This window comes from Flavobacterium collinsii, assembly GCF_902804485.1.
GTDB classification, from domain to species: Bacteria; Bacteroidota; Bacteroidia; order Flavobacteriales; family Flavobacteriaceae; genus Flavobacterium; species Flavobacterium collinsii.
The window spans coordinates 39487-59995 of sequence record NZ_CADCST010000138.1; the positions used below are offsets into that span (position 1 = coordinate 39487).

At 31.7% G+C, this 20509-nt stretch carries 18 protein-coding genes and 1 tRNA gene; 6 read left to right on the top strand and 13 right to left on the bottom strand.

The features are described 5' to 3' along the window. Positions 1-15: 15 nt before the first annotated feature. The 8 genes from FLA105534_RS21570 to FLA105534_RS21605 form a co-directional block, all read right to left on the bottom strand. On the bottom strand, positions 16-1128 hold the full coding sequence (locus FLA105534_RS21570) for a glycosyltransferase family 4 protein (RefSeq protein WP_173968146.1): 1113 nt from the start codon (positions 1126-1128) through the stop codon (positions 16-18). Continuing rightward, on the bottom strand, positions 1118-2314 hold the full coding sequence (locus tag FLA105534_RS21575; protein WP_173968147.1) for a hypothetical protein: 1197 nt from the start codon (positions 2312-2314) through the stop codon (positions 1118-1120). The genes FLA105534_RS21570 and FLA105534_RS21575 overlap by 11 nt, the downstream gene beginning before the upstream one ends. 68 nt (positions 2315-2382) lie before the next feature. Beyond that, on the bottom strand, positions 2383-3651 hold the full coding sequence (locus tag FLA105534_RS21580) for an oligosaccharide flippase family protein (protein WP_173968148.1): 1269 nt from the start codon (positions 3649-3651) through the stop codon (positions 2383-2385). 126 nt (positions 3652-3777) lie between these two features. Beyond that, positions 3778-4326 (bottom strand): hypothetical protein, encoded by a 549-nt coding sequence (locus tag FLA105534_RS21585; RefSeq protein WP_173968149.1) that lies wholly within the window; start codon positions 4324-4326, stop codon positions 3778-3780. Positions 4327-4421: 95 nt separating this feature from the next. Beyond that, positions 4422-5408, bottom strand: a complete 987-nt coding sequence (locus FLA105534_RS21590; protein WP_173968150.1) for a hypothetical protein — start codon at positions 5406-5408, stop codon at positions 4422-4424. An 8-nt stretch (positions 5409-5416) separates the two neighbouring features. Further along, positions 5417-7096 carry a DUF6909 family protein gene (locus FLA105534_RS21595; RefSeq protein WP_173968151.1) on the bottom strand — a complete coding sequence of 560 codons (1680 nt, stop codon included), beginning with the start codon at positions 7094-7096 and terminating at the stop codon, positions 5417-5419. Positions 7097-7225: 129 nt separating this feature from the next. Then, a complete protein-coding gene (locus FLA105534_RS21600; protein ID WP_173968152.1) occupies positions 7226-8710 on the bottom strand; it encodes a GH3 auxin-responsive promoter family protein in 1485 nt (494 codons plus the stop codon). An 11-nt stretch (positions 8711-8721) separates the two neighbouring features. Then, complete coding sequence (locus tag FLA105534_RS21605; protein WP_173968153.1) at positions 8722-9222, bottom strand: peptidase; 501 nt, start codon at positions 9220-9222, stop codon at positions 8722-8724. A gap of 211 nt (positions 9223-9433) precedes the next feature. On the opposite strand from FLA105534_RS21605, the gene FLA105534_RS21610 reads away from it, so the two are divergent. Then, positions 9434-9622 carry a Sec-independent protein translocase subunit TatA/TatB gene (locus FLA105534_RS21610; protein WP_041519852.1) on the top strand — a complete coding sequence of 63 codons (189 nt, stop codon included), beginning with the start codon at positions 9434-9436 and terminating at the stop codon, positions 9620-9622. Between the two features lie 74 nt (positions 9623-9696). Here FLA105534_RS21610 and FLA105534_RS21615 read toward each other — a convergent pair whose 3' ends face one another. Next, positions 9697-11820, bottom strand: coding sequence for a Tex family protein (locus FLA105534_RS21615; RefSeq protein ID WP_173968154.1), 2124 nt, complete (start codon positions 11818-11820; stop codon positions 9697-9699). Positions 11821-11936: 116 nt separating this feature from the next. Here FLA105534_RS21615 and FLA105534_RS21620 point away from each other — a divergent pair, with 116 nt between their 5' ends. Further along, positions 11937-12206: a DUF1294 domain-containing protein gene (locus FLA105534_RS21620; protein WP_173968155.1), complete on the top strand. Its 270-nt coding sequence runs from the start codon at positions 11937-11939 to the stop codon at positions 12204-12206. Between the two features lie 145 nt (positions 12207-12351). Here the strand turns inward: FLA105534_RS21620 and rpiB are convergent, their stop codons facing one another. Continuing rightward, positions 12352-12783, bottom strand: coding sequence for a ribose 5-phosphate isomerase B (gene rpiB / locus FLA105534_RS21625; RefSeq protein WP_173968156.1), 432 nt, complete (start codon positions 12781-12783; stop codon positions 12352-12354). Between the two features lie 799 nt (positions 12784-13582). Then, on the bottom strand, positions 13583-13816 hold the full coding sequence (locus FLA105534_RS21630; protein ID WP_173968157.1) for a DUF2007 domain-containing protein: 234 nt from the start codon (positions 13814-13816) through the stop codon (positions 13583-13585). A 107-nt stretch (positions 13817-13923) separates the two neighbouring features. Between FLA105534_RS21630 and rnr the strand changes: the two genes are divergently transcribed. The 3 genes from rnr to FLA105534_RS21645 are packed head-to-tail and all read left to right on the top strand — an operon-like array spanning position 13924 to position 17489. Beyond that, positions 13924-16101, top strand: a complete 2178-nt coding sequence (rnr, locus tag FLA105534_RS21635; RefSeq protein WP_173968158.1) for a ribonuclease R — start codon at positions 13924-13926, stop codon at positions 16099-16101. A gap of 27 nt (positions 16102-16128) precedes the next feature. Beyond that, positions 16129-16797, top strand: coding sequence for a head GIN domain-containing protein (locus FLA105534_RS21640; RefSeq protein WP_173968159.1), 669 nt, complete (start codon positions 16129-16131; stop codon positions 16795-16797). A gap of 14 nt (positions 16798-16811) precedes the next feature. Further along, complete coding sequence (locus FLA105534_RS21645) at positions 16812-17489, top strand: LysE family translocator (RefSeq protein WP_173968160.1); 678 nt, start codon at positions 16812-16814, stop codon at positions 17487-17489. A 347-nt stretch (positions 17490-17836) separates the two neighbouring features. Here FLA105534_RS21645 and FLA105534_RS21650 read toward each other — a convergent pair. Next, positions 17837-17907, bottom strand: a tRNA-Cys gene (locus FLA105534_RS21650). Positions 17908-18001: 94 nt separating this feature from the next. Beyond that, positions 18002-18361, bottom strand: a complete 360-nt coding sequence (gene folB / locus FLA105534_RS21655; protein WP_173968161.1) for a dihydroneopterin aldolase — start codon at positions 18359-18361, stop codon at positions 18002-18004. Positions 18362-18487: 126 nt separating this feature from the next. Between folB and FLA105534_RS21660 the strand changes: the two genes are divergently transcribed. Next, a partial coding sequence (locus FLA105534_RS21660) for a glutamine--tRNA ligase/YqeY domain fusion protein (RefSeq protein ID WP_173968162.1) occupies positions 18488-20509 on the top strand: 2022 nt, incomplete at its 3' end.

Consider the following 20509-nt stretch of genomic DNA (forward strand, 5'->3'; position numbering starts at 1 on the left):
AATTTCTTTAGACTTTTAATTTTGTTTTATAAGCTGATATAATACTGCTGCTGATTTTTTCCAACTGTATGTTTCTTTAATTTTTTGCGACATTAACTCAAAATCTGAATCTCGGTTTTCTTCTAAGATCTGAAGTAGTTTTTTATTGAATTCAACCTGGTTATAGGGATCAAAATAAAACTCTTTAAAAAAACTAAAATCTGACATTGCCGTTTTATCTGAGCAAATTGTTGGAATTTTAGCCGCAACAGACTCTAGGGGCGGAATTCCAAAACCTTCAGCAATTGAAGGATAAACAGATGCATTGGCTCCTCTTAGAAACAACAACATGGTCTGAAAATCGGTATTTTTCAAAGTAATTACCTGCTTTTTTATTTGAGAATCTATCTGATCAAAAACTTCATTATATTCAGGATTGAAAATAGTATCGTTTCCTAAAAAAAGAAGTTGGTACTTTTTATATAATTCTAAATCAACAAAAGCCTTTAAAACCATTTGCTGATTCTTTCTTGGCTCCCATCTACTTACATAAATAATATATTCTTTAAGAGAGAACTCTTTCATCACCTTTGCTTTAATCGATTCTTTATCGTATTCTTCAAAAAAAGCATTATCAATAGCATTGGGTGTAATCTCATAATTAGAAAATCCAAAATGTTGTTGAATTTTCTCTTTAGAGTATTGTGAAACTGTTAATCTGATATCCGCCCATTTAGCACTTTGTTTATATAGTAAAGTATTTATTATTTTACTGAAAAATGGAAAATATTGCGGAAAATCAATAAATAACACGTCATGGGTTGTGACGATGTATTTACATCTTTTAAATGGGGAAACAGTATACTGAAAATGTGTAAAATTAATTTTATTTTTTTTAATAATTTTCGGTATATCAATTAGTAACCTCAAATATTTGTTTTGGTATTTATACTTTACATAGGTAACATTTGAATGATTCCCGAAAATCGATTCTAAATTTTGTGGATTGTTTGAAGCCAAAAAAAAATGAAGCTCTTTCTTCCTTATTAACTCAGAATATAATCCCTGAATATAAGTTCTTGTTCCTTGAAAACCACCATCAAAAACATGACAATCAACAAAAATAAAAGTTGAATTTTTACTCCTCATTTTCTATTCTATTTTGACTATTATGCTCTCTAACAATAATTTCTCTAAGAGCAATCAGGAATCCGATTATTATTGATTTATTATCTAATTTTAAATACAACCCCAAAAATACCCAGTTTGAAACGATCAGAAAAACACTCGAGCCAATTAATAAATAATTAATGGCTTGCACAGCTTCGATATCAGATTTTTTTTGTCTGTACAAAGCAATCAAAAAAACAAGAAGCAATAAAACACCCAATAATCCAGATTTTAAAAACACTGTCATATAGCCATTATGGACAATTGGAATATACTGAACATATTCGTGATCGTTAGTCCAGACTTTTCTACCCAAATTAAGCGTTGATCCCAAACCTTCGCCAAAAAAAACGGCTCTTTTTCCTTTGTCTGAAACTTGTTTAACAGCAATTATATTTTCAAACGATCTGTAATTATCATTAAAATCTTTCCAATCTTCTTTGTCGATTCGTGTTTTAAAAGCCTCTTGAGGGGCAATTTTAATTTTATATAAAAAAGCTTGTATCCCTTTCCCTTCTCTTTTTGGATTAATGTAAACAATCGCTGTATACCCAATAACAGTACCTAGTAATACAAATAAAATTACTCTTAAAGATTTCTTGTTAAAAATCAAATATCCTTTTAAACCGACATATAAGATTATAAACTGAATCAGATTTGTTCTTGCTAAATATAGAAAGCTCGATAGACCTATTATCGACATTAATATTAGTCTCTGCCTCTTTGAAATTTCTAACTCCAGATTTTTATAAAAAATAAGTATGATTAATACATAGATCTCATAATCACTAAAATAGCCTCCATGCTCTCTTAAAAGATTAACACTTAAAGTTCTAAACTCAATAACCGTAAAAAACAGCATTGCCAGGTGCATTAACGAAATCGCTAATCCGGTATAAACTATAACTTTTAACGCTAATTTACTACTAAATCTACACAGTTGATAACCTACTAATAATCCTAAAATGGGTTTAAATAAATATGTAAAATCTCTAACGAATAAAAAAACAGTTGTTTTACTGAATAAAGTAGAAACAATTGCAACTAAAAGTATTAAGAGAAAAATGAAACAATACTTAATTATTGTAACAGAGTATTTTCTTTTTATTGTTGCAAGTAAAGTTAAAGTCCAAACCGCAAAAGTGAGTTCATAATTTGCAAACAAAGAAACTCCAATACAAAGCAAAAATAAAATCTGATAAGGAAAACTTTTATAAATAGTGATATTCATGATTACTTGCTTAATCTAATTACTGGTTTTAAAACAATATAATATAAAACTATCACCATTATTTCTATGATAATCGTGGCAATAAAAGCACCTTGCAGTCCAATATTTTTTACTAATAAAAAGAATACCAACAAGCTAAAAATAGAAGAACCAATTGTTATGTTTATATATGCCTTATTGCTGTCTAATGCAAAAATCAGCTGCTTTAAAGCAATAGAAATTGTCATAAATACCGGGATAATCAAACCTAACCTAAAAAAGAATGTCATCGAATCCAATTCATTTAAAGCAATATTAAAATATAATAAAATTTGCTCTGTGAAAATAAATGCTATGGCCACTAATACTAGTACAAACAAGTAATTTAGACCATTGTAATTTAACCAGTGCAAAATTCCGTTTTTTAAATTTTTATGTATCTGCAAACAAACATCAGCATATATAAAATTGAAAAACATTTGCAAATAGGTTCTGAAAGTCATAATAATTTGATCTATAATTCTATATTGTCCCGCCATACTGTTTCCTCCTACATAACTAATTATCATTATAGGCAAATATTGGTAAAATGAAAGGAATAGTTGTGAAAAGGTCAAAGAAAATTCCTCTCTTAATAAATATAACGCATCCTTTGTAGCATTTTGATAGAATCGCAAATCGTATTTTTTTATCAGACTAATTAATCCTATTAAACTCGAAATTATCAACCCTACTCCCAAGTAAGCATTTGCATAAATATAATCATCCTTTTTACTGATAAAAATAAAAATACCAGCCACATAAATTACTTTAGAAATAATGTTAATAAAAGAAATCCATTTGTAGTTTTCCAAACCCTGAAAAATCCATGTTGGATTTATTAATTGACCAATTACATACAAAAAACTAAAAAAGAAAAGAGCTTGTTCTTTATTAAAAAAAGGCACAAAATAAATAAGCAAAAAAGCCAGAAATAGTAAGATTACAATCAAAAACAGTTTCATTACATAGATAGAAACTATTTTTCTTTTAATAATCTCAGGATTGTTCCTATTGATCGATATTTCTTTAGTTCCGTTAATATAAGATCCATAGTCAACCAAAACATTAAATATTAAAGCAAACGAAAACCCAACTCCAATCTTTCCCAACCCTTCTTTTTCACAAATAGTAACCAAATAAGGCATTACCAAAAGTGGGCTAACCAGATTAACAATCTGACCAATTCCATAAATAACAAAATTTTTAATTCTATTATTTTGAAATACATTTAGGTGTTTTGATTTAAGCAAGATAATAGGGTTTGTTTATAAATACAGTATAAGACTTTAAGGTTTATTCTAAAATGATAAAATTCAATATTAGGAACTTAAGATAAAAAAAGCCACAAATTGTGGCTTTTAAACAATGTAAAATAATTATTTTACAATTAATTGAATTTGATCGTAAAGTGCTTTTTCTGAATAAAACAACGGATCATATTTTCCATCCTTAGATTTGATGTTTTGTATAATCGAATTCTTTTTGTCAAGAACTTTTATACATTCATTTGGAATAAAATAGTTAAAAAATAGTGAGTCTTTCGCTTCAAAACTTTTACTATAGTACTTCATTTTAAAATTTTTAATAATGATTTCCTTTTGTCCTTCGTTTGTTCCAAAATCAATTCTGATATAGTTCGGAATTGCATCTTCAGGCAAATTAAAAACGATATCTTGTGGATTATCATTAGCTTTTACGGCCATCCAAACAGAATTTTCTTCTTTAAAAGGTACCTCATATTCATCCTCACTATAATACAGCTGAAAATTATCATCAGTTTTTACTGTTGCGGTTAAGGTTACTTGGAAATTATTCTTTTTTGTTTCAACTTCAATTGGTTTGACCTCGTCTTTACTTACTTCTTTCTTACAGGAAGTAAAAGATACTAATAAAATCAAACTTGCAAAAATTAGTTTTGTTCTCATTATTAAAATTTTTCGGCTAAATTAGTTTTTTAAACTTAAAAAAAAAATGCTCAACCTAAACTCATAATATTACGTTTTAGGTAGTCATTAAAATATTAATTATTTTTCTCTAAAATCAACTTTTGTTTTCTGTAAAAAGATTTAAAAGATTTTAATAAAATATAAATAAAAATAAACAATAAAGGTAATATTAACTTCTTGTTTCCATAAAGTAAACCTGTTTTTTCGATATTTAACGTTGTACTGATATCTTTAACAATTTTATCATATCCTATTAATTCAATTTTATAATTTCCTTGCTCATTGACTAAATCTCCCTTAGTTTTAATAACATCGTTAAGCTGTGTATTGTCGTTAAAATAGACCAACTTGTCACTTTTTTGAGAGCTATTCAGGTTCGAAGAAAACCCTTGTAATACACCATTAATTTGAGAAATAGTCGTGTCATTTTGTGTCATTTTCTCTTTGACATTAATCAGTTTTGCTTCCTGGATTTTTTTGTAATATTCTGTTTCATTTAAAAAATTCAGAAGAGACTTTGTAATTTTATCGCCATTCAGATCATCTGTGGCAACCGAAATTCTGTGATATCGATAATTTTTACTTGTCAAATTATCCTCAATAATTTTTTTAATATCACCATTATCAGCCATCAACTTAATTAATTCAAAATTTTCCGGCTTATTTTCTATCAATTTATATATATCAGTAATCGGTTTGATTTCAATAAATTTAAGACTTTTTGGTTGTTTAACTCCAACAGTTTCTTTCAAAAAAAGCGTGTCGTTTTCTTTTATTTTAGAATTGATTAAATCAATTTTTGCATATAAATAATCCGTACTACCAAAATTTGGAGCCACAATAATTTCATGCTCATACCTTTTTTGAGTATTGTCTAAAAACATTCCCAAACCAAATCCCACCAAAACTAAAATTAAAACAATGACCCAATTTCTAATAAAAAACTGGATTCCCCTGAAGATAGATGCATTGATTCCCTGAAAAAAATTATTGATTTTTTTTGAAACCAGGGCTAAATCAATTTCCTGATCGGCATTATTTTGGGGTATTTTTGTACTCATTTATGTGGTTATTTTACGTTGAAAATTTGTTCTAAAATTTTAATGGTAATCAGATAAGTTGGTTTTACACCGGTAGTACCTAATCCGCCTGAAGCTAACGTGCTGCCTGTTTCTAATGGATTATCTGATGCATAATAAGCATAACGAACCTTGATATCATGCGGTACACTTTTTCTTATTTTAGAGGCAGACTGAATCGCTTTCTGATAATAAGAACCTTCCATTTCCAGACCAATTACACCCCAGGTCGATTCGTGAAAGAATTTCAATAAATCTCTGTTTTGCAATGATGTTCCTAAAACAGTAACCATTGCCCCTTCGAAAACAGCAATGTCGTTGCCTTCAAACATAGCTCCGGTTAATTCGTTTTCAAAGAAATAGTTATCAGCTGTTCCTTCATTTATATGCGCAGTTGGGATCATGATATCTCCTTTTCCACCTTCTAAAATTCCGGCTTTCCCCATAATCGAAACTGATTTCACATTCAGTAAAGTTTCTTTTTTAAATGGTTTTAAAAGTTCATCAATCGTTTCGTATGCCTGCTCCCCAAAAGCATAATCCATTACAATAATAACCGGTGCTGCTTCATCAAGAACAGCTTTTGGAAATGCCGTTTTTGCCCAGTCAATTTTGGCAGTGTCAAAAATCTGAACATCGATATTCGTTCCAGAACTATCCGGTAGGGAAATCATACCATTTTTTAATGCAAGCTCTTCTACAAGCCCTCTAATTTCTTTTGCTCCTGATTTGCTTAACTCTTCGTAAATATAAAAATCAGACTTATCCTTAAATTTTGTTTTTAACAACGGAGTTGCAAAAATGGAATTCATTACACTGTGCATATTGGCACTTATAACGTGAATCGGACGCTTTAAAAGATTATTTGCTTTCAGAACTTCCTTGATGTTGGTTGCCCAAATTTCACCATGGATATGATGTCCTAAACGCTCTCTTAAAACCGGACTAAATGTAATGGTACGCTTATTATTGTCGATAACTTCTTCAATCGCTAATTTCCCTAACCAGTAAATAACGTGAAGGAAACGATCCGGAGCATTTTCTGATCCAAAAGCGTCATAAATATCCAACACCTCTTCAAAGGTTCTTGCAAGAATATTGGCAACATGAGAGATTGCTTTTTCTTTTTCAATCTGAGAAAGTTTTTTCGTCTGCAATACAGCTTGCTCTAATTTCATCCAATCGCGCGAAACCTCACCTCCATCATCCAGTAAAACTCTGTTTTTAATTTTATGTGATTCGATAAAAATAAAAGTCAAATGCGTCAGAATATCGTAAATATCAGATCGGCCACGAGTGATTTCAACGTTCATTTGTTCCTCATCAATTCGGTAACAGTTTCTCCTTCTTTTTGGAGGAACAATTGGCTGAAAATGTGATTTAGAATATCCTTCGTCCGAAGTTAAATTAATAAAACGACATTGCTCAATTCCTATTGGTAAACGCTCTATAACGTACAAAAGCCCATTAAGTTCTACTTTTTCTTCACCTATATTTCCGTAAATTTCCGGACGTAATGCTAATAATGATTCACGTAAACTATCGCCCGAAACTCCCATTGGTTTATAAAAACCACGGTTGAATAAGTGACGCATTGTAATGTACATTTTTTCTATAGCAGCAGACGATTCCTGTGCTCTTGATCGTGATATATGTTTGGTTTCTTTCATGCTTATTTTATTTTAAAATCTTCTGTTTTGAGAAGATGTATTTTGTGTTTTTCAGTCAACGAAAATAGTAATTAAAAACTACACTTACATAAAACTGCAGTGTTACTAAACTGTTGTTTCATTATGATTTTATCTTAAATTATCGGCAATATCTCTATTATTTGATAATCTCGGTGTTTTATTCTGTCCGCCTAATTTTCCTTGCGATTTCATGTATTCCTGAAATGCGTTTTTAGAAACTTTGGTTACGACTACTTTTCGCAAAACATTTCCTGTAATCAAATCATCATAATAAATGTTTTGCTTTCTCATCGAATTGTCAATCGCTACCTCGAAAGCGTCAATACTTTCAGGTTCGGTTTCAAATTCTACAAACCATTCGTGATATGGCAATCCGCTTGAAGGATTTATTTGTGGTGCAACTGTGAATTCGTTAATTACAATATTAGTTCCTTCTGTCGCTTCTTTCATTGCATTTTCGACTTCGTTTGCAATAACGTGTTCTCCAAAGGCCGAAATATAATGTTTAATTCTTCCTGAAACGATTACTCTGTGTGGAAACAATGAAGTAAACTGCACGGTATCGCCAATATTATAACGCCAAAGTCCTGCGTTAGTCGAAATAATCATGGCATAATTTACACCAATTTCCACTTCGCCAATTGTCAAACTTTTAGGATTAGGTTCAAAGAATTCGTCGGCTTTAATAAACTCATAGAAAATTCCTGAATTTAATAAAAGTAACATTCCTTTTGCTTTTTGAGAATCCTGATAAGCAAAAAATCCTTCGGAAGCTGGAAACAACTCAATGCTGTCTACTTTTCTACCAATCATGTTTTCGAACTTGGCGCGATACGGTTCGTAATTAACTCCTCCGTAAATAAACAAATTAAAGTTCTTGAACAGATTTCCTATTTTTTTACCGCCGCTTTTTTCTTGTAAACGTTCAAAATACATTTGAACCCAAGATGGAATCCCGGAAATAATGGTCATATCCTGCTCAATGGTTTCCTCAACAATGGCATCAATTTTAGTTTCCCAGTCTTCGATACAATTGGTTTCCCAAGATGGCATTCGGTTTTTTTGAAGATATTTTGGAACAAAGTGCGCTCCAATTCCTGATAATCTTCCAAATTTGATTCCGTACTTTTCAACTAAAATCGGACTTCCTTGCAGAAAAATCATTTTTCCATCAACAAAATCGGCATTTCCAGTTTCATATATATAGTGAAGAATTGCATTTCGCGAAGCTTCAATATGATAGGGCATCGACTCTTTAGTCAGCGGAATATACTTCGCGCCAGATGTAGTTCCGGATGTTTTTGCAAAATAAAGCGGTTTTCCTTTCCACAGAATATTTTTTTCTCCCATTCGAACTTTGTCGATATAAGGTTTTAAATCTTCATAATCCCGAATTGGAACACGCTTCTTGAAATCGTGAACTGTCTTAATTTTATCAAAATGATGATCAACACCAAACTGAGTTTCTTTAGCGCTATTAACCAAACTTTTAAATACGGCCTGTTGAGTCTCAACGGGCTTATTGGCCCAAGCCGTTGTTTGATAATATATGGTGCTGGCAAATAATTTTGCTGCTACTGATTTAATAGACATTGTTTAATATATTATTTCTTGTCACTTTTGTTTTTATTTCGGGTCTTTTCACCCGACTCCTTCTCCATTCTGGCCACCTCTTCTCTTAGTTTAATCTCTTCTTCTGTTGGCTTCATATTCACCTCTGAAGGTTCATCTGCTTCTGCTAGAATAGAATCTTTATTGAATTTTGCATACTCCAGTTCTCCTCTTAAAACCTTTTGAATTCCTTTTATATAGGCCTCATTTTTTTTTAAAGCAGTTTCTAATGAATCTGATTTTATCGCCAATTCCGTTGCATTCTTTTTTAGTTCAGAAGAAGAATACCCAGGAATAAATTCACGTAAAGGCGTGAAAGCAATGATGAAAGTGGTGATTAAAATTAAAAAAATTCCCCCCAAAGTAAACGTCACAAAAACGTTCATTAAATTAAGTTTGAATGAAAAAATTTCTTCAAAAGTATCCTCATTCAAAATCACCAATCGGTTTTTGATGAATAATCTTTTCCTGAAATTGAACTTTTTCTTGGTCATTATGGCTATTTAATACGAGCAAATATAATAATTAATCGTCTTGTTACTGCGGAACAAAAATGAACGAATACACTTATTTTACTATTTTATAAAATATTTAACGCTGTCACAAACAAATATTTTAATCCAAATCCTGTTGTTCTTCGTATATTCTATATACATTTGCGGAACAATTAGAAATCAATTTGCTTCGGCATTAAATATACAAACCATGGGAAGATTAGGTCTTACAGAAATCCTTGTAATAGTAGGTATCGTGATATTACTTTTTGGAGGTAAAAAAATTCCGGAATTAATGAAAGGTTTAGGAAGTGGAATTAAGGAATTTAAGAACGCTGCTAAAGACGATCAAACCGCGCCTACGCCTCCTGTTAAAAAAGAAGAGGAAGAAACAAAATAATAACTTTCGAGTTGTTAGAAATCCCAAATTGCAATTATTAAGATTGTAATTTGGGATTTTTTTTATTCCATATTTTATAATACCATCGTCAACTGAATTCTCTTTCTATCCTCATCAACTTCAGTAACCTTTACGTCAACATGCTGATGCAATTTTACCACCTCGTTTACATCGCTCACAAAACCTGCCTTTAACTGAGAAATGTGAACCAATCCGCTTTCTTTAATTCCGATATCAACAAAACAACCAAAATTGGTAATATTATTCACAATTCCCGGTAAAATCATTCCGGTTTTCAAATCTTTAATTGATTTTACGTTTGCATCAAATTCAAAAACCTTAGCCGACTTTCTTGGGTCTAATCCAGGCTTTTCAAGCTCTTTTATGATGTCTTTTAAAGTCAATAACCCAATTTCAGGAGTAATATAGTTTTCGGCCTTAATAAGAGCCGTTTTCTCTTTATTCGCAATTAGATCATTCACAGAAAGTTTTAAGTCTTTTGCCATCTTTTCAACAACCGGATAAGCTTCCGGGTGCACAGCCGAATTGTCCAGCGGATTTTTAGCATTTGTAATTCTAATAAAAGCAGCCCCTTGCTGATAAGCCTTATCACCTAAACGAGGTACTTTTTTCAGCTGCTTTCTGTCTTCAAAAGGACCATTTTCGGAACGGTATTGAACAATATTTTCGGCCAGCTTCTCTCCTATCCCACTCACATAACTCAATAAATGTTTACTCGCCGTATTGATATTGATTCCAACCGAGTTCACACAACGAATTACCGTATTATCTAATTCTTCTTTTAATTTCGTCTGATCCACATCGTGTTGGTACTGTCCAACTCCAATTGCTTTTGGATCAATCTTCACCAATTCTGCCAAAGGATCTGAAAGTCGTCTTCCAATAGAAACCGATCCACGAACCGTAACATCATAGTTTGGAAATTCTTCCCTCGCAATTTTTGATGCTGAATATACCGACGCTCCCGCTTCAGAAACAATAAAAACCTGTAACGGTTTATCGAACGCGATTTTTTTGATGAAAAATTCCGTTTCACGCGAAGCAGTACCGTTTCCAATAGAAATCGCATCAATTTGATAAGCGTTTACCATAGAACGGATTTTTTTGATCGCCATGGTTTCCTCATTTTGAGGCGCATGCGGATAAATTGTTTCATTATACAACAAATCTCCTTTTTCGTCTAAACAAACTACTTTACAACCGCTTCTAAATCCGGGATCTATGGCCAAAATACGTTTTTCACCCAAAGGCGGTGCTAATAATAACTGTCCCAGATTGTTTGCAAAAACCTGAATTGAATTCGCATCCGCTTTTGCTTTAGCTTCTTGCAGCGTTTCATTTCCAATAGCAGGATTTAACAATCGTTTGTAACTGTCTTCAATCGCTAGCTGTAAATGTGCTGTTGTACTATTTTGTTTTTTAATGATGATTTCGTCAATAATATCATAAGCTTCATCTAAATCAACATCAACTTTCATTTTCACAAAACCTTCTTTTTCAGCACGAAGCATTGCCAATAAACGATGCGAAGGCGCTTTTGTTAATGGTTCTTCCCAATCAAAATACTGGCTGAACTTTTGAGCTCCTTCTTCTTCACTCTTCTTTTTTACAACTTTAGTTCCAATAGTTGCTTTTCTTTGGTATAATCTACGCAATTGTTTACGAACATAAATGTTTTCGTTAATCCATTCGGCAACAATATCTCTAGCACCTTGCATGGCAGCTTCCTCATTAACAACATTTTCATTTAGATATTGTGTCGAAATAAAATCAACATCAACATCATTTTCAGACATAATGATTTTTGCCAAAGGTTCTAAACCAAATTCGCGTGCCACATCTGCCTTTGTTTTTTTCTTCTTTTTGTACGGAAGATAAAAATCTTCTATTTCCTGTAAATCAAAACTTTGCTCAATCTTATGCTTCAATTCAGTCGTAAGTGATTTTTGTTCTTCTATCGATTTTAAAACCGCCTCTTTACGTTTTACGATCGTTTCATATTCCTTTTGAAGTTTTGCAATCTGCTCGATCTGAACTTCATCAAGATTTCCGGTCGTATCCTTTCGGTAACGGGAAATAAACGGAATCGTGCAATCTTCTTCTAATAATTTTACCGTGTTTTGAATGTTAATTGCTGCTGTTGTTACAGACTTCGCAATAAATTGAATATTAGTCATACTTTATAATGAAATAATTTCTGGATTAGAAAATGAGATAACCTGTCTTTCAAAATCAACAACAGATTAAACAATCACCCGGCTAAAATAATATCTTTGTTTTTAATTTTTAGCCAATGGAAGTTTTATTAACGTATTTTTTAGTTGTAAATATCACCGTTTTTATTCTCGCGGGATATGATAAATATCAAGCCCGAAAAAACAAACAAAGAATTCCCGAAAATACCTTATTTTTTCTGGAAGCTATTGGTGGAACTGTTGGATTATTGTTAGCAATGTTATCCTTCAGACATAAAACGAGTAAATCTTCTTTTATTATAAAATTCTCATTTATTTTTTTCATTCAGATTGTCTTGATCTATCTAAAATTAAAGGCTAAGATTTAAACATTTGCATTGTTAATAACTACGTAAATACCTTTTTATCAAATATTTAAATCTATTATTTAAACAAAAAACCGGATGAATTATTAAAATCCGCCCGGCTTATTTATATTATATTTGGTGCGAAGCACCCGCAATTTTTGACTTTTTACTGACAAGCTATTTTATTTACTCTGTTTTGATGCCTTCCACCTTCAAATTCAGTTGTTAAAAAGGTTTCAACAATTTCAACTGCTTGTGGAATAGACGTAAAACGTGCCGGAATACTCACAATATTGGCATCATTGTGTAAACGTGTTAAATAGGCTATTTCTTTAGTCCAGCATAACCCAGCTCTCACTTTAGGATGTTTATTTGCAGTCATAGCAATTCCGTTTCCGCTTCCGCAGATTACAATTCCAAAATCAGCTTTCCCTTCAGATACATCATTTGCAACCGGATGACCAAAATCCGGATAATCTACAGAATCTTCTGAGTCTGTACCATAATTAGTTACTTCATATCCCTTTGCCTGAAGCATCTTAACAATTGCTTTTTTATACTCTGGCCCTGCGTGGTCATTTCCTATCGAAATTTTCATTGTAATTACTATTAAGTTGTGTCCTGCAAATTTACTTAAAGAATTTCTTAGCTGTGTACTATTTAGAAAAAAGTTAGCCACGAATTTTACTAATTAGCACTAATTATTGTTCTTTTTAACAATCAAAACTATTTATAAAGGTTTAAATTTAATTAATGAAATTCGTGGCGTAAAGATCATAAATCTAATTAGCTTACAGTCAAAATATTAACACTTATTAACATTATTAACAACTCTGTAAGTGGCTCATAATCAATAAATAATAATCAGTTATTTTGTTAAAATTTTATAATGTTAATAGCAAAAGCTAATTCGTTGATATTCAATTAACTTTAAGTTAACATTATTTGTTAATAAGTTGAGATAGAAAATTAGAAGTTTTTTTTGGTCGTGTCGAAAAAAAACCTAATCCAAAACCGGAATGAAATAACCTAATAAAGTTTGAGGAATTTTTGGAAAAGTTATCAATATCAAAAATGCTATTTTCAACAAAAATCAACAAGTGAACTTATCTACAAAATCAATTCATTTTTAGTTGTCAACCGTTGTTAATTAAAATACAAAAACTCTTATAAATTAGACTTTTAACTAAATATAAGTATGTTGATAACTCTAAATAACTAAGAGAAACTTCATTTCAATGCTTTTAAAAATAAATTTATAGCACATATTAACAAGCTATAATAACAAACAAAAATTAATTTAATTTAAATTTTTCTTTTTGTTGTATTTAATATATGTTGACAACTTTGAAAGATTAAAAAGAAAAATATTTTTTTGAAATTGAAAAAAGAAGAGATCAAACAATTTTAAGTGGGTTATTAAGATTGTCCAGAATTTGCTGAACTTCTTCGAAATCGTTTGGATGAACTTTGAGTTTGATTCCGCCGAGAGCTGTGGTGTACATGGGAACAACAGAGAGAGTCATTTCGTTTTCAAAAAAATAAGGAATCTCTTCTTGTTCTAATAAGTGTTTCAGAACAACTGTTTCGTGCAGGTAATTGAATACTGCAATGGTTTTAAAGCTTTCCATATTGGGTCTTTTTGTAAAGATACGAAAGTTATATTTTTAATAATTTATTTGTTAAAATCTATAATCTGATATCTTATTTGTAATTTTAACTTTTTAAGAAAAGATATATGAGTAAGAAAATTAGAAAGCCGATAAAAAAGGAGAAAGATTTCTCCAGTAAAATAGTAAAAATTTTATCGCAAAGCCCAAATAAAGCATTCAACTACAAACAAATAGCAGCAAAGTTAGAACTTGATGATACTAAAAGCAGAAATGAGATTATAAAAGATTTAAAGATTCTCGCTGCTTCAAAAAAAATTATAGAATCTGAACCGGGTAAATATTTAGTAAAAGCCGAAAGTCAGGATTACTACGAAGGAACAATTGATATGACCAGCAGAAAAACGGCATATTTTATTTGTGATGAGTTTACCGAAGACGTTTTTATCCCAACCAATAATTTAAACAGGGCATTAGATAAAGACAAGGTAAAAGTTTATGTGTATAACCGTAGAAAAGGTAAAAGACCTGAAGGTGAAGTTATTAGTGTTGTAGAAAGAAATAAAACAGAGTTTGTTGGAGTAATAGATATTCAGGCCAACTTTGCTTTTGTATCTACTGCAAATCCTAAGATGTACACGGATATTTTTATTCCAAAAGATAAAATAGGGGAGGCCGAAAATGGTGATGTTGTTTTAGTTACCATTGAAGATTGGCCTAAAAGAGCCGATAGTCCGTTTGGATCTGTAATCAGAGTTTTAGGAAAACCGGGTGAACACAATACTGAGATTCATGCTATTTTGGCTGAATACGGTTTACCGGCAGATTTTCCGGTAGAAGTAGAGGTGTATGCCCAAAAAATAGATACTTCGATTCAGGAAGCCGAGATTGCAAAACGTCGTGATATGCGTGATACACTTACGTTTACGATAGATCCAAAAGATGCAAAAGATTTTGATGATGCATTGTCTTTCAAAAAGTTAGAGAATGGAAATTACGAAATTGGTATTCATATTGCCGATGTTTCGTATTATCTGGAAGAAGGAACAATCTTAGATGATGAAGCGTATCAACGTGCAACTTCGGTTTATTTAGTGGATAGAGTAGTGCCAATGCTTCCGGAAGTTTTATCTAATTTTGCCTGTTCGTTACGTCCGAATGAAGAGAAATATACCTTCTCTGCAATTTTTGAAGTTTCGCCAACTGCACAAGTTATTAACCAATGGTTTGGAAGAACAGTAATTTATTCCGATCAGCGATTTGCATACGAAGAAGCGCAATATATTATTGAAACAAAAGACAATACAATTCCTGTTGATGTTTCAATCACCGGAGAATCTTATGTGGTTTCGGATGAAATTACCGAAGCTACTTTAAAATTAGATGAATTAGCTAAGATTTTAAGAAAGAAAAGAATGGCCAATGGCGCTATTTCTTTTGATAAAGTAGAAGTAAAATTTAACCTGGATGCCGAAGGGGAACCGGAAGGAGTATACTTCAAAATTTCAAAAGATGCCAATCATTTAATTGAAGAATTCATGCTTTTAGCCAACAGAAAAGTGGCGGAGTACATTGGAAAACAAAAGAAAACATTTGTTTACAGGATTCACGATGAACCTAATGAAGACAAATTAATTGCGATGCAAACCGTAATTGCTAAATTTGGATATAAAATAGATTTTAGAAACAAAGGCGATATTTCGAAATCACTGAATGCTTTGATGGAAGAAGTAAATGGTAAAAAGGAGCAGAACTTAATTGATACTCTAGCTATTAGAAGTATGAGTAAAGCCAAATATTCGACAGAAAACATTGGACATTATGGTCTAGCTTTTGATTATTACAGCCATTTTACATCACCAATTCGTCGTTATCCGGATGTCATGGTACATCGTTTATTGCAGTATTATTTAGACAACGGAGCTTCTGTAGATGAAGAAGCTTATGAAACAAAATGTTTACATTGTTCGAATATGGAAAGTTTAGCGACTAATGCTGAACGTGACAGTATCAAATACATGCAGGTAAAATACATGCAGGATCACCAGGACGAAGAATTCCTGGGAGTTATTTCGGGTGTTACAGAATGGGGAATTTATGTTGAAATTGTTTCCAACAAATGTGAGGGAATGGTAAGGATCAGAGAGATAAAAGATGATTACTATACTTTTGATGAAAAACAATATGCATTGGTTGGAGCCACTTCAAATAGCATTTTACAATTAGGAGATGAAATTTACGTAAAAGTTAAAAATGCTGATTTAGTTAAAAAACAATTGGATTTTCATTTTTTAAGAAGAGCATAATAGAAGTTTAATTAAAAAAATAAAAGTATGAAAAAGTTAATTATTGGAGCTGCAATTTTATTTGTTCAGATGTCTTTTGGTCAGGTTACCAAAGAATTAGGTGATTTTGATTCCGTTAAAGTATTCGATAAGTTAAGTGTAAAATTAGTTCAGTCTTCAGAGAACAAGATTGTGATTAAAGGAGCAAGAGAATCAGAAGTTGAAGTTGTTAACAAGAAAGGTTTATTAAAATTAAGGATGCCTTTTCCTAAGCTATTATCAGGAAATGATTTGGATATTACCGTATATTACAAACGTTTAGAGCTTATAGATGTCAATGAAGGAGCTAATGTAACCAGTAAAGATGTTATAAAAGCGACGGTATTTAAAGTAAGTGCACAAGAAGGCGGAACTATAAATGCTGAATTGAATGTTGATAAACTAAATGTAAGTTCGGTTTCCGGAGGTTCAATCACTTTAAGTGGTAAGGCAGATAATCAGGATGCGAGTCTTGGAGCCGGTGGTTATTTGCTGGCAAGTAAATTAAAGACCTCACAAACGAAAGTAAGCGTTTCTGCGGGAGGAAAAGCAGATGTGAATGCTTCAACCCTTGTTGATGCAAAAGTGAGCGCAGGAGGCTCTATTTACATTTATGGAAAACCGAAACAAATTAATCAGAAAACGGTTTTTGGAGGTAAAATCGAAGAAGTAAAATAAGAAATTGTATTTGAATGATAAATGATATTTTAGCTGGACTGCCATGGGGACTTTTTTTAAGTTTTATGGTAGGTCCGGTATTTTTTATACTATTGGAAACCAGTATTACAAAAGGATTCAGAGCTGCAATAGTTTTTGATCTTGGTGTAGTATTAGGTGATATTTTCTTTATTGCAGTTGCTTATTTGGGAAGTTACAGACTGATTCAGAGTTTAAAAGATAAACCTGCTCTTTTTATTTTTGGTGGAATTATTATGCTCGCCTATGGTATAATTTCTTTCGTAAGATTAAGGAAAGAAGAAAAGATTAACGATGAAGAAATTGATCGTGATATTATTAAAAGAAACTATGGAAGTTTATTTGTAAAAGGCTTTTTACTCAACGTTATTAACATTGGTGTACTTGGTTTCTGGTTAGCGGTTATTATTTCTGTTGGTCCAAAATTAGAAATGCAAAATTCAAGAATGTTTACTTTTTTTACTTCGGTTATCATAACCTATTTATTGGTTGACTGTCTTAAGATATTACTTGCCAAACAATTAAAATCAAAAATGACACCTACTAACATCCTGAAAATAAAGAAAGGAATCAGTATTGTTTTAATGGTTTTTGGAGTAGCTTTAATGATCCAGGGTTGGTTTCCAAAAGAGAAAGAAATGGTTAAAAATGCTTTTGAGAAGATTGAAAAGTAGTTGTTGATAACTCTGAAATATACTATAAAGTCTCTGAATTTCAGAGACTTTTTTATGTTTATAACTGTTAGTTTAGAAGTTTGAAAAAGTTATTTTACGTAAAGTGTGTCGTTTCGACGAAGAAGAAATCTTCACAAGAAACTCCACAAAGATTGGACAATTGTTGTGAAGTTATGTTACGAAGATGGTAAACAGGAAAGGTTTAAAATATTTAGAAAAAATAAAAAAAACTCTAAATTTCTGTATCTCTTTTTGAGGTATCGTCTGGATTCGAAGATAACTCTTTATCTAATTTTTTCTAAAAAGTAAACATAAAAAAAACCTCTAAATTTCTTTAGAGGTTTTTGAGGCATCGTCCGGATTCGAACCGGAGTAGGAGCTTTTGCAGAGCCCAGCCTAGCCGCTCGGCCACGACGCCATTACTTGAACGGATGGCAAAAGTAACTAAAATCTTTAAAATTCAAAAGTTTCAAAGTAACTATTTTAAAAAATTAGTTCTTTTTTAGAAAAAATTACTTTCTGATTTCCGTCATTTTTATAGTAACTGTTTCAACATCACCACCAATAGGAGGATTTATTTTAGAAACCCAAACTGTCGTTTTTTCTATCATTTCTATCTCCGAAAGTACACGAATATTGATTCTTTTGGCAACATGCTCCAATAAATGAGACCGAATTGCCATTTCTTCGGTTACAATTTTGTTCAAATGTACATAATCTACAGTGTCTAATAAATGATCCGTTTGTGCTGATTTTTGTAAATTGGTTTTAATTTTTATATCAACAGTGTAATCAGATCCAATTTTTCCTTCTTCAATCAAACATCCGTGGTACGAAAAAGTACGAATGTTTTTTAATTTTATAACTCCCATTTTTAATTTTAGTTTCAGGTTTTATGTTCCAAGTTGCACGTTTACTGATAAGTTTCTAAAGAAAACTGTAAACTGTAAACCGAAAACTGTAAACTTTTTTATCTTTGCTAAAATTACTATAAAATAATGGCATCAGAAGAGAAATCACTCAATTTTATTGAACAAATCATAGAAGAAGATTTAAAATCAGGTCTTTCTAAAACTAAACTTCATTTTCGTTTTCCACCAGAACCAAACGGTTATTTGCACATTGGACATGCAAGTTCTATTGCATTAAATTTTGGTTTGGGGATTGATTATCAGTCACCTGTAAATTTACGTTTTGACGATACAAATCCGGAGAAAGAAGAGCAGGAGTTTGTTGATGCTATTAAAAAAGATGTGGAGTGGTTAGGATATACCTGGTCAGAAGAACGTTATGCTTCAGATTATTTTCAGCAACTATACGATTGGGCTGTTTTATTGATAAAAAAAGATAAAGCTTATGTAGACAGTCAGTCTTCAGAAGATATGGCCATTCAAAAAGGAACTCCATCCACTACAGGAACGGATAGTCCGTACAGAAACCGTTCGGTTGAAGAGAACCTGGATTTATTTGAAAGAATGAAAAACGGAGAATTTGAGGCTGGTACGCATATACTTCGTGCTAAGATTGACATGAAATCGACCAATATGCTCATGCGAGATCCTATTATGTACAGAATTTTACATAAGCATCATCACAGAACAGGTGATGGTTGGAAAATTTATCCAATGTACGATTGGGCTCACGGACAAAGCGATTATTTAGAGGGCATTTCACACTCATTTTGTACACTTGAATTCTTGCCACATCGTGAATTATACGATTGGTTTTTAGATCAGATTTTAGAAGAAAATAAACTACGTCCGAAGCAAAGAGAATTTGCAAGACGTAATTTATCACATACTGTTGTAAGTAAAAGAAAATTACAGCAACTGGTTAAGGAAAAGCATGTTAACGGTTGGGATGATCCAAGAATGTCAACTATTTCGGGATTAAGAAGACGTGGTTACACGGCTGCTTCATTGCGTAATTTTGCCAATACAATTGGTATTGCAAAACGTGATAACTTGATTAGTGTATCTGTTTTAGAGTTCTGTATCCGTGAAGATTTAAACAAGATTACACCTCGTGTTATGGCGGTTTTAGACCCTGTAAAATTGGTAATTACGAACTACCCTGAAGGAAAAGAGGAGTGGTTGGAAGCCGAGAACAACCAGGAAGATGAGAATGCCGGTTTCAGAAAAGTACCTTTTTCAAGAGAATTATATATCGAAAGAGAAGACTTTTTAGAAGAAGCTCCGGCTAAATTTTTCCGTTTGACTTTAGGTAAAGAAGTACGTCTTAAGAATGCTTATATCATTAAAGGAGAAAGTGTTATAAAAGATGCTGATGGAAATATTACAGAAATTCATGTAACTTATGATACTGATTCTTTAAGTGGAAGTGGTACCGAAGCAAGTCAGCGAAAAGTATCAGGAACTTTACATTGGGTTTCTATTCAGCATGCTGTTGAAGCTGAAGTTCGTATGTACGATCGTTTGTTTACTGATGAAGCTCCGGACAGTTATAAAGAGAAAAATTTCTTAGATTTTGTCAATCCAAATTCATTAGAAACTATCATAGGATTTGTTGAACCAAGTTTGGCCACAGCTCAAAATGAAGATAAATTTCAGTTTCAGCGTTTAGGTTATTTTACTGTTGATAAAGATTCAACTCCTTCAAAATTAGTATTTAACAAAACAGTTGGACTAAAAGATGCCTGGGAAGAAAAGGGTAAAAAAGAAGAAAACAGTATCAACAATTCTTTAAAAGAAATCAATAAATATTTTAAAGTTGAGACCAAAGCAGAGCGTATTGCGATTGAAAGTGCAATAGGGGAGAGCATCAAAAATGTTTCTAGTTTTTCTTTATTGCAAAATTCTTTAAAGAAGAATATTAACAATAATAAAGGTTCACTGTTGTTTGCTCAGTTTATTTTGAAATATTCAAGTCTGAAATCTGCTGATTTTGAAGAAGAGGATATTAAAAAATTATACACTATGTCACTTCGTAGCGAATCTACTTATGTGAGATCTAAAGCACTTTTAAATTTAAGAGATTTAGAAAATGACAGTTTAAGAAAT